Source organism: Tenuifilum sp. (assembly GCF_037481895.1).
In the GTDB taxonomy this organism is placed as follows: domain Bacteria; phylum Bacteroidota; class Bacteroidia; order Bacteroidales; family Tenuifilaceae; genus Tenuifilum; species Tenuifilum osseticum.
This window is the reverse complement of the sequence record NZ_JBBFKU010000024.1, coordinates 42,355-51,350: the sequence shown is the minus strand read 5'-3', so window position 1 is coordinate 51,350 and position 8,996 is coordinate 42,355. Positions and strand designations below refer to the sequence as shown.

General features: G+C 44.5%; 11 protein-coding genes. 5 read left to right on the top strand and 6 right to left on the bottom strand.

What is annotated here, in order from left to right; translation table 11 throughout:
- From WHS63_RS08685 to purS, 5 genes are all read left to right on the top strand, one after another.
- Positions 1-632: IS4 family transposase (locus WHS63_RS08685; RefSeq protein WP_445204766.1), on the top strand; the 632-nt coding region annotated here is incomplete at its 5' end.
- Between the two features lie 308 nt (positions 633-940).
- Positions 941-1,933 (top strand): GTPase ObgE, encoded by a 993-nt coding sequence (gene obgE / locus WHS63_RS08680; RefSeq protein WP_445204765.1) that lies wholly within the window; start codon positions 941-943, stop codon positions 1,931-1,933.
- Positions 1,934-1,935: 2 nt separating this feature from the next.
- Positions 1,936-2,499, top strand: a complete 564-nt coding sequence (locus tag WHS63_RS08675; RefSeq protein ID WP_445204764.1) for a phosphatase PAP2 family protein — start codon at positions 1,936-1,938, stop codon at positions 2,497-2,499.
- Between the two features lie 24 nt (positions 2,500-2,523).
- Positions 2,524-3,282: a CDP-diacylglycerol--serine O-phosphatidyltransferase gene (gene pssA, locus WHS63_RS08670; RefSeq protein ID WP_445204763.1), complete on the top strand. Its 759-nt coding sequence runs from the start codon at positions 2,524-2,526 to the stop codon at positions 3,280-3,282.
- A 47-nt stretch (positions 3,283-3,329) separates the two neighbouring features.
- On the top strand, positions 3,330-3,587 hold the full coding sequence (gene purS / locus WHS63_RS08665; protein ID WP_445204762.1) for a phosphoribosylformylglycinamidine synthase subunit PurS: 258 nt from the start codon (positions 3,330-3,332) through the stop codon (positions 3,585-3,587).
- A 3-nt stretch (positions 3,588-3,590) separates the two neighbouring features.
- Here the strand turns inward: purS and WHS63_RS08660 are convergent, their stop codons facing one another.
- From WHS63_RS08660 to WHS63_RS08635, 6 genes are read right to left on the bottom strand one after another with little or no spacing between them, the layout of a single operon-like run.
- Positions 3,591-4,700 (bottom strand): chorismate mutase, encoded by a 1,110-nt coding sequence (locus WHS63_RS08660; protein WP_445204761.1) that lies wholly within the window; start codon positions 4,698-4,700, stop codon positions 3,591-3,593.
- A gap of 51 nt (positions 4,701-4,751) precedes the next feature.
- The gene (locus tag WHS63_RS08655) at positions 4,752-5,753 is read right to left on the bottom strand and encodes a radical SAM protein (RefSeq protein WP_445204760.1); all 1,002 of its coding nucleotides are present in this window, start codon (positions 5,751-5,753) and stop codon (positions 4,752-4,754) included.
- A gap of 30 nt (positions 5,754-5,783) precedes the next feature.
- Positions 5,784-5,906: a hypothetical protein gene (locus WHS63_RS08650; protein ID WP_445204759.1), complete on the bottom strand. Its 123-nt coding sequence runs from the start codon at positions 5,904-5,906 to the stop codon at positions 5,784-5,786.
- A 12-nt stretch (positions 5,907-5,918) separates the two neighbouring features.
- The gene (locus WHS63_RS08645) at positions 5,919-7,070 is read right to left on the bottom strand and encodes a cytochrome d ubiquinol oxidase subunit II (RefSeq protein ID WP_445204758.1); all 1,152 of its coding nucleotides are present in this window, start codon (positions 7,068-7,070) and stop codon (positions 5,919-5,921) included.
- Positions 7,071-7,072: 2 nt separating this feature from the next.
- Positions 7,073-8,635 (bottom strand): cytochrome ubiquinol oxidase subunit I, encoded by a 1,563-nt coding sequence (locus WHS63_RS08640; protein WP_445204757.1) that lies wholly within the window; start codon positions 8,633-8,635, stop codon positions 7,073-7,075.
- 8 nt (positions 8,636-8,643) lie between these two features.
- The gene (locus WHS63_RS08635; RefSeq protein WP_445204756.1) at positions 8,644-8,859 is read right to left on the bottom strand and encodes a DUF4492 domain-containing protein; all 216 of its coding nucleotides are present in this window, start codon (positions 8,857-8,859) and stop codon (positions 8,644-8,646) included.
- Between the last annotated feature and the right edge of the window lie 137 nt (positions 8,860-8,996).

The window sequence follows — 8,996 nt, the reverse complement described above, 5'->3', positions numbered from 1 at the left end:
GGAGCATGAGCTTGCCCTCGGGTAGCATTCTGGTATTCGACATGGGCTACTACGACTTTTCCTGGTGGAACAAGCTGGACAGCATGAACACCTGGTTCGTCACCCGCTCCAAGGATAACCTGGACTACGAGCTGGTCGAGGACTTTGACGTGTCGGGGGAAAGGGATAGGAATGTGCTGCAGGACTCCAACATACGCCTTACCGGGGTAAAAAGCCAGCACGATTACCCCAGGCTGCTCCGCCGGGTGAGGTACTGGGACGAGGTCAATAAGAACGAGCTGGTCTTCATTACCAACAACCGTTCCTGGACAGCAACCACCGTGGCGCGCATCTACAAGGAACGGTGGCACATCGAGTCGTTCTTCAAGCTAATCAAGCAGAACCTTAGGATTAAGTCGTTTGTGGGCACATCCGAAAACGCGGTGCAGATCCAGATCTGGACGGCGCTGATCACTATACTGCTGCTCACATTCCTGAAGGCCAAGGCCAAGTACCAGTGGCACATGTCGAACCTGGTTAGCTTTGTTCGGTTGAACCTCTTCGTGAAGATTAACCTGTGGGAATGGCTAAACCAGCCCTTTGTCCGTCCCAGAAAAGAGGATGCGGTACAGCTAAAGCTGTTTTCAGGGTAGGGTCTAATTTTAAAATTGATTACTTTTGAACCCTAACCACCTGATTAACAATTAGGCATTTTTTGATTTTAAATTATTTTGGACAGCTGTGATTTTTGTTAAAAAAAGTGTTCGGTGTTCTACTGTTTGTAAGCGTCGGAGGAGGCGTGCGTTCTTTTCAATACTTTACTATTTATGCTATGACAACCCGTTAGCGCGGAATAGAATTCCATGCGATTGTTGTTTTACTATTAGCCAGCATCATTTTTTTGTTCTGCTTTCCCATTCCACCTTTTTAAAGTAACTTTGCGGGTAGTTTATTGCTGGACATGTCAAATTCCAACTTTGTAGATTACGTTAAGATATTTTGCCGATCAGGCAAGGGTGGTGCAGGGAGCGTACACTTCCGCAGGGAGAAGTTTGTACCCAAAGGTGGCCCCGACGGTGGCGATGGTGGCCGCGGAGGCCATATTTACCTGAAGGGGAACAGCCAGCTATGGACTTTACTTCATCTGAAATATCAACGTCATATTTTTGCAGGCGATGGTGAATCGGGGAGTGGCGCCCGTTGTACGGGTAAGGATGGCGAGGATGTTTACATTGAGGTGCCCATTGGCACCATTGCCCGCGATGCCGAAACCAATGAGGTGATTGCTGAAATTACCGAGCACGGCCAGGTAGAGATGATTTTGAAGGGTGGGCGTGGAGGTTTGGGTAACTGGAACTTTCGGACGGCAACCCTGCAAACCCCCCGGTTTGCTCAACCCGGCGAACCCGCACAGGAGGGCTACGTTATCCTGGAATTAAAAATACTGGCCGATGTGGGACTGGTTGGTTTCCCAAATGCCGGTAAATCGACATTGCTGTCGGTGGTGAGTGCAGCCAAACCCAAAATTGCCGACTACCCTTTTACCACCTTGGTGCCAAACCTTGGAATTGTTCGCTACCGCGACGATAGGTCGTTTGTAATGGCCGATATCCCTGGTATTATTGAAGGTGCCCATGAGGGGAAAGGGCTAGGACTCCGATTTTTGCGCCACATTGAGCGCAACTCCATGCTACTCTTCATGGTACCAGCCGACTCCGACGATATTTACGGGCAGTACCAAATACTGGTGAACGAGCTAAAAATGTACAACCCGGAGCTGCTCGATAAGAAAAGGGCTCTTGCCATCACTAAATGCGACCTGGTGGACGAACAGGCAAAAAAGAAAATATCAAAGCATCTGCCCGATATACCTGCTGTGTTTATCTCGTCGGTAACCGGCGAGGGTATTGAGCGGTTAAAGGATGTGCTTTGGGATAATCTTAACCAACCGTAATTATGATTGATTACCTGGTAAAGCTCGACACCGACCTATTTATCTTCCTTAACGGGTTGCATAGCCCTTTCTGGGATAGTGTAATGCTTTTTGCATCGGGAAAGCTAACATGGCTACCGTTTTACCTGTTGCTAATCTACTTTATTGCCCGAAAGCACAAGTGGAAAACCCTTTGGTGGCTGCTGGCAATTGCAGTTGTTGTTCTTGTAGCCGACCAGCTCTCAGTACATCTCTTTAAAAATGTTTTTCAAAGGTTAAGGCCATGCCACAACCCCGATTTAAGTGGCGTAATCCATCTTGTGGGTAGATGTGGGGGTAAGTTTGGTTTTGTTTCGTCGCACGCAGCCAATACATTTGGTGTTGCAGTCTTTTTGAGTATGTTATACAGGAACCTTTGGGCGGGAGTTGGTTTGCTCATTTGGGCAGGGTTTGTTTCGTATAGTCGTATATACCTTGGGGTGCATTATCCTGCCGATGTAATTGTTGGTGCAATACTTGGCAGCGTGGTGGGTTTTGCATTATGGAAACCAGCAATCTGGTTGATGGAGCGGTATGCCAAAAACTAAAATTTGAATGAATTAATTTTGTATATGAACAGAATAACCCGTGTTACAAGACATATTCCCAATGGAATTACTCTGCTAAACCTATTTTCGGGTAGCCTTTCAATTGTGGCAGCATTCGAAGGTCGACTGGAACTTGCTGGTTTGCTTATCATTATTTCCGGTGTTCTTGATTTCCTGGATGGTTTTACGGCAAGATTGATTGGTGCTTATACCCAGTTAGGCAAGGAACTTGACTCGCTTTCGGATGTGGTTAGCTTTGGGGTTGCGCCAGCCGTAATTCTTTATCACATGCTTCGCCAGAGTATTGGAATTAGTGATTGTCATGGCATTTTTGAGGGGTACTTTATATTAGTAATTCCTTTTCTTGTGGCTGTTTTTTCATCGCTTCGTCTTGGTTTATTCAATATTGATGAGCGACAAACAAGTTCGTTTATTGGATTGCCAACACCAGCAAATGCTTTTCTGATTATTGGATTGGTTTTTGGGGCAAACAGTAGCTGGAGTGGTTTGTTTAACCCAATTGTTGGTTCGCCAGTAGTCCTGATTTTTCTAGCAATTCTATCCTCGTTTTTGCTGGTTTGTGAATTACCCATGTTCTCGCTTAAAATCAAGTCATTAAAGCCATCATTGGCCTACAAACAGCTTACCTTTCTAGCTGGAGCTGTTGTATTTATTGCCATTTTTCAAAAGGCAGCGCTTTCAATTATCATTGTTTGGTATATCGTTCTATCAACTATCTACTATTTATGGGATAAGTTGATAAATAAAGATTTTCAGAGCTGATTAATGCAAATTTTGGCTAATTTTGTCCGAAGTAAAATCTATATAAAATGAAGTTTTTAGCAGAAATCAATGTGATGCCGCTTAAGGCTCTGCTCGACCCCCAGGGAAAGGCAGTTAATGCAACCCTACATGGGATTGGGTTCAAGGAAGTATCCAATGTCCGAATTGGGAAGCACATCAACCTTGAAATTGAAGCAGCAAACCGTGAGGTGGCCATGGAAAAGGTAACCGAAATATGCTCAAAGGTGCTCTCGAACCCAGTAATGGAAGGGTACGATTTTAAGATAACCGAGATAACCGAATAAGGCTTACTCACCGTTGGTTAAACGGTTGCCACGTAATATTTCGGCCTGTTTCTTTATGGATTCCTTGTGAACCAGCTGAAGCAGGCTTTTTATATACTCTTCATCGAGCCCCAAACGCTTCCCGCACTCAATGCGCGACTCAAGAATTTTTTCCCACCTGCGTAGCTGAAAAATTGTAACGTTATTAGTCCGTTTATACTCACCAATCTGCTCAACCAACCGCATACGGTTAGCTAACAATTCAATAATTTGCTGGTCAATGGAGTCTATCTTGTTGCGAACCTGTTCAAGGAAGTTGGCAAACTCGTTATTAACCGATGTGTTCTGATGGAAAGTTAATTCCGAAAGCATATTTGTAAAGGCATCGGGGGTAAGCTGCTGACGGGCATCACTAAGGGCAATAGCAGGGTTGGGGTGAACCTCGACCATTAGCCCATCCATGGATAGGTCGAGTGCATGCTGAGCAATTTCGGGTACAAGGTTAGCCGCTCCGGCAATATGGCTGGGATCGCAAATAATGGGTAGGCTGGGGATACGACTTTTGAGGTCGATGGCAAGCTCCCACTTGGGGATGTTGCGTAAGCGTGAACGTTCGTAAGGGTGAAAACCCCTGTGTATGGCAGCAAGGCGTGTGATGCCTGAACGCCAGAGGCGTTCAAGGGTTCCAATCCATAGCTCAAGGTCAGGAGTAATGGGATTTTTTACCAGTACCGGGATGCTTGTTCCTGCCAGCACCGAGGCCAGCTGCTCAACCAGAAATGGGTTTGTGGTTGTGCGTGCTCCCACCCAAACCATATCAATTCCATACTTAAGCGCCAGTTCCAGGTGCTGAGGCATAGCCACCTCTGTGGCAACGGCCAAACCGGTTTCATCTTTTACACTTTTAAGCCACTGCAAACCCTTTTCGCCGGCACCCTCAAAGCCTCCCGGGCGGGTTCGTGGTTTCCATATACCAGCACGGAAAACCCTAACGTTCCCATTGCGGGCAATCGCATGGGCCGCAGTAAGTACCTGCTCCTCGCTCTCGGCACTGCATGGCCCGGCAATAATTAGGGGGTAATTTAGGTTTAATCCCCACTCGGTTAAGGGCGATATTTCAATTCTGGGTTCCAATTCAGTTTTAGTATTCAGGCAGCAAAGTTAACCACAAAATTTATGTTTTGTTTACAAAACATCGTATTGCCCACCGAAACGTTCTGCAAGGTCGGTAGTTGAATTATTCGGTTGGATTGAGAAAATGGATTTAAGCATAGCTTTATGCCAACCTGTACGTTTTAGGAATTGCCTGTAGGTTTCGGTTTGCCATAAGAAATTGTTGTCAACCACAACTTGTGGCGATACATACTTGTAGGTTTGTGCAATTACTGGATTCCTCTTTTGTTGACTACTAGGATTTTGTGTATTGGCAAGTAATGTGGTGCCATGTTTTTTGCACGTAGTGCGCAGCGATTCAATTACACGGTTATACAATGATAGGCTCTCGCCGCTAAACGGCTTAAAATAGGCACCTCCAATTTCCATTATTGGTCTAACCTGAAGAGTATTAATTGGGTAGTCCCCAAACACATCAAAAAATTGCTCCAGCTCTTGAATGTTGTCAGGATTAGCCGTAAAGTTCATACGTATTGAAAAAGCAATTTTACTATCATCCTTAAGGGTTTTAATATTTTCAAGAAGACCAATAAGCTTTTCCCATTTGGCGTCCACCATAAATCTTTCATAGGTTTCCTTTTGCGTAGCATGAATCGAGAGTGTAAGCTCATTTAGCCCAGCACTGCTAAGGGTTAGCAGGTCGTTTTTTGAAAGCAGTTGCCCGTTGGTAACAATTCCAACGTGGGGAACATTATGTTTTTTGGCCAACTCAACTAAATAGATAAAATCAGGATGAATGGTAGGCTCGGCACCGCATCCAACCATTACCTGTAGGGCATTACCAAACAGATTTTTTGCCAGTAGCTCAAGCTCTTCTTTTGAAAATGTTTTGGGTTGCGCTTTCCTACTCTTACTGAAGTAGCACATCAGGCAGCGTAGGTTGCAGGCAAAAATAGGGTCAATCCTAACCGAGTAGTATCGCCTGTTCAGCAGCTGAGCCATAAAGATTAGGAGTAACTTTAAACGGTTACTCCTAATATCGCGGTTAAGTTTAAGTAGCTTATAAATGTTCATTAAACCATTGTTGATGCAGGCAAATCTACATCATTTTAACTGATCGGGGTTCTTCTTTTCCCACAACTTTACAGCCCAAACCGATAACAAGTAGCTCACGTAAATGAGTACCGGCCAGCTGGCAAACCAAAGTATTTCGTTTAAAAATCGCATAGTCAGTAGGTTTTAGTATACATGGGTTTCGTTTTTCATCTCTTCCTCATCTATCTTTTTAACATTGATGCTCTTCCATGCGTACCAGATATATGCTGCAACAAATGGAATAAGTAAGGAAACAAAGCTCATCACGGTTAAAGTGAACTTGCTGGATGAACTATTGAAAATGGTAAGTGAATGCTGCAGGTTGAAGGTAGATGGGTAGTAGGCTGTGTTGTTATAACCAGCTATCAGGAAGAGCGAGAGTACGGTTAGCACAGTACCAATACCGGTAAACCAAATCCCTTTGGTGTATGGCTTAGCCAGCGATTTTGCTATACCCCAAAGCACAAGAACCACTCCGCCAAGGAAAAGCACCAGAACAAGAGGCATTTGAATTAGATTGAGCAAGTACTTATGCTTCTGCATAAAAACATCGCCTGTGGTGGGGTTTACTGCAAAACCTTCGCGTATAAACAACCAGATTACAAAGGTTAGGAAGAAAACAAGGAACGGAATGGCATTATACAGCAAGTGTTTGCGGGAGCGGGCAAAAATTTCAGGGTGATTGATATGGTTCATGAAGTAAAGAATTGCCAAAACCCTTGCCAGGAAGAATACTGCAAGACCAAGGGCAACATTATGCAAGTTTAGGGCTGCCTCAAGTCCATGCCATGGTGTTTCCCACGATGAAATAACAGGATTGCTGATGTTTGTGAGGTTGATTTTAGCAACAGAGAATTGCGAACCCGTGAAGAATGTTCCCACGGCAGTTCCAAGTAGCACGGTTCCAAAAAGTCCGTTTATGAAAAGGAATACCTCAAAGGTTTTAGGGCCTAAGAAGTTGTTGGGTTTACTGCGGTATTCGTAGGAAACTGCTTGAACAACAAAACAGAACAGTATGGCCATCCAAACCCAGTATGCTCCACCAAAACTGGTAGAGTAGAATAGGGGAAACGAAGCAAAGAAAGCACCACCAAATGTAACCAGTGTGGTGAACGTGAACTCCCACTTCCGGCCAAGAGCGTTAACTATCATTGTTCGCTCCATGTCTGTTTTCCCAAGGGTATAAATCAGGGTTTGTCCGCCTTGAACAAAAAGTAGGAAAACCAGCAGCGCACCCAGTAGCGATATAATTAACCACCAGTAGTGCTGTAAGAAAATGTATGTTGTGTCAACCATGGCTATTTCCCTCCATCTTTAGGTCCTTTTTTAATTTGGGTGAACATAATTCGTAATTCCGCTATGAGGAGTGTAGTGAAGATTATGAAGAACAGGAAGAATGTAACCTGAACGGCACTCGCATCGATACGTGATACTGCTGCAACCGTTGGTAGAATATCCTGAATTACCCAAGGTTGGCGGCCAACCTCAGCCACAATCCAGCCAGCCTGGCTGGCAATGTAGGCAAGGGGAATCATGAGAATTGCCGTGCGAAGCAACCACTTGTTAATTTTAAATTCCTTGAAAAAGATTAGGTAAAGTACTAGAATAAAAAAGGCGATAAACAGAAAACCCAACCCAACCATGATGTGGAAGCTATAAAAGGTAAGCGGAACATTTGGTATAATGCTCTTGGGGTCGTTTAGGTAACCATAGCCAAAGTACTCAAAGTTCGCATCCAGTAACTTACGGTGGTAGGCCATGGCTGTGGTATCGCCAAGTTCCTTAGCATTTTTATAGTCGGCAAGTGCCTGTATGGCAATTCGTCCACGTTCAATTTTCTGTTCAGCCGAAAGGGCAACCTTCTGGTTGCCGTCCTTATCGGTGTAGGTATATCCACCTTCAACAATATCTTTCACACCAGGAACAAAGGCATCGCCTGAACGGTAACCCAAGAACGAGAGGAGTTTTGGAATTTGAATCCGGAATAGGTATGGGTCTTTATCGTCGTTATACTGCTTACCGGGGGTAAGTGCTCCAATTACAATTAATGGGGCACCCTCTTTGCCCTCGTAAAGACCTTCCATGGCAGCCAATTTCATGGGCTGCTTTTGTGCTACTTGATACGCTGAGCCATCGCCAGTAAGGGCAAGGAAAACAGATGTTATCAATCCAAACACTGAGGCAACAATAATGCTTCGTTTGGCCAGCAATACATTTCGACCTTTCAGAAGGTACCATGCACTAATTCCAACAACAAAAAGTGCAGCCAGCACATACCCCGACGATATGGTATGGAGGAATTTGTTTACAGCCACAGGCGAAAGCAATACCTCCCAGAAATTATGCATCTCATTACGAGCCGTATCGGGGTTAAAGAACATTCCGGCAGGGTATTGCATCCAGGCATTAGCCACAAGTATCCATAGTGCCGATAGGTTGGCTCCTAGAGCCACAAGCCATGTTGAGAGTAAGTGAAACTTTTTACTAACCTTGTTCCACCCAAAGAACATCACGGCAATAAAGGTCGACTCCATGAAGAACGCCATGATGCCCTCAATGGCAAGGGGTGCACCAAAAATGTCGCCTACAAACCAGGAGTAGTTGCTCCAGTTGGTTCCAAATTCAAATTCCAGAATAATACCGGTTGCCACGCCAATGGCAAAGTTGATACCAAAGAGTGTCATCCAGAACTTGGTTATCCGTTTCCACTCCTCGTCGCCGGTTTTGTAGTATAGCGTTTCCATGAACGCCATTATGAAAGCCAACCCCAGCGTGAGAGGGACAAATACCCAATGGTACATGGCCGTAAGGGCAAACTGTGCCCTCGACCAGTTGACTAACGATAGGTCGAAATGTTCCATGCGTATTGCTATTTAGGTTTAGTTGTTAGCTGTTCAATTACATACTTGCTCCGCTCCTCATCGGTTTTAAAGTTGCGTTTAAGAATATTTGGGAAAAAGAAAACCTTTAGTACGGCAAACATCACAAAGAGTTTTAAAAGGATTATTAACCAAAGCGTTTTCCCAATGGTCATGCTTTTAAAACCTTCGTAGTAGAATCGAAAAATTCTTTTGATGAGGTTCATGGCATTCTATGTTAAGCAAATTTAAACTTTTTTTAGTATGGCACAACGCTGTCAGTAACATTTGTATTTGGAGTTTGTTCAAGCTATGTTACTGTTAAGAATGATAAAAAAAGTGCCACCTTTCAGTTTGATTCACT

Excerpts from the sequence above, each read along its gene's own strand:
- purS (WP_445204762.1), top strand. The coding sequence starts at position 3,330 with ATGAAGTTTTTAGCAGAAATCAATGTGATGCCGCTTAAGGCTCTGCTC.
- WHS63_RS08640 (WP_445204757.1), bottom strand. The coding sequence starts at position 8,635 with ATGGAACATTTCGACCTATCGTTAGTCAACTGGTCGAGGGCACAGTTT.
- pssA (WP_445204763.1), top strand. The coding sequence starts at position 2,524 with ATGAACAGAATAACCCGTGTTACAAGACATATTCCCAATGGAATTACT.
- WHS63_RS08655 (WP_445204760.1), bottom strand. The coding sequence starts at position 5,753 with ATGAACATTTATAAGCTACTTAAACTTAACCGCGATATTAGGAGTAAC.
- obgE (WP_445204765.1), top strand. The coding sequence starts at position 941 with ATGTCAAATTCCAACTTTGTAGATTACGTTAAGATATTTTGCCGATCA.
- WHS63_RS08645 (WP_445204758.1), bottom strand. The coding sequence starts at position 7,070 with ATGGTTGACACAACATACATTTTCTTACAGCACTACTGGTGGTTAATT.
- WHS63_RS08650 (WP_445204759.1), bottom strand. The coding sequence starts at position 5,906 with ATGCGATTTTTAAACGAAATACTTTGGTTTGCCAGCTGGCCGGTACTC.
- WHS63_RS08635 (WP_445204756.1), bottom strand. The coding sequence starts at position 8,859 with ATGAACCTCATCAAAAGAATTTTTCGATTCTACTACGAAGGTTTTAAA.
- WHS63_RS08675 (WP_445204764.1), top strand. The coding sequence starts at position 1,936 with ATGATTGATTACCTGGTAAAGCTCGACACCGACCTATTTATCTTCCTT.